Annotated in this window: 1 protein-coding gene; it reads left to right on the forward strand. The window is 24.1% G+C overall.

The window, feature by feature from the left end; all coding sequences use genetic code 11:
• Positions 1-640: ankyrin repeat domain-containing protein (locus GQX97_RS13770; protein WP_198391261.1), on the forward strand; the 640-nt coding region annotated here is incomplete at both ends.

The following is a 640-nucleotide window of genomic DNA, read 5'->3' on the forward strand; positions in this document are numbered from 1 at the left end:
TAAAGGGGGCTGATTATACTATAAAAAATTATGACGGTAAAACTGCTTCAGACTTATTATATGGCGATAGTATAGAAAATATAATTGGTAATTTTGGTGAAACTAATATTTATGATACGAATTCATATAATAATAATAATAATAATAATTTAAACGTCATTCAAGCAAATAATATTGTAGAAGATTTTTTGTATGATAATATGCCTGATGATGATACTTCTTATTATAAAAAAGAAGAAGAAAATAATGAATATGCTCATCAATTAGAAAGTAAAATTCTTTTTGATGCWATWTATAAAGATGATGCCGCTTTAATACATAATGCTATCTCTAAYACAGTTGATCTTAATACAAGAAATCCGGAAGGCTTTACTCCGCTTCTTTATGCTATTCATTATGATAAAACAAATGCTCTTAATATACTTTTAAGCTATACAAATAAAATTGATATAAATAAAACATTAGACAATTATACTAATTACTATTCTAAAAAAGGTATTAATTTTAGCGGAGAATTGGTATTTGATAAAACAACCCCTTTAGAATATGCTATATTTAAAGGAAATATTAATATAGTTTCTATKCTTATGGATAATAATGCTGATATATATCTTGAAGATTCAAAAGGATATAATGGAAT

Source organism: Brachyspira sp. SAP_772 (genome assembly GCF_009755885.1).
In the GTDB taxonomy this organism is placed as follows: Bacteria; Spirochaetota; Brachyspiria; order Brachyspirales; family Brachyspiraceae; genus Brachyspira.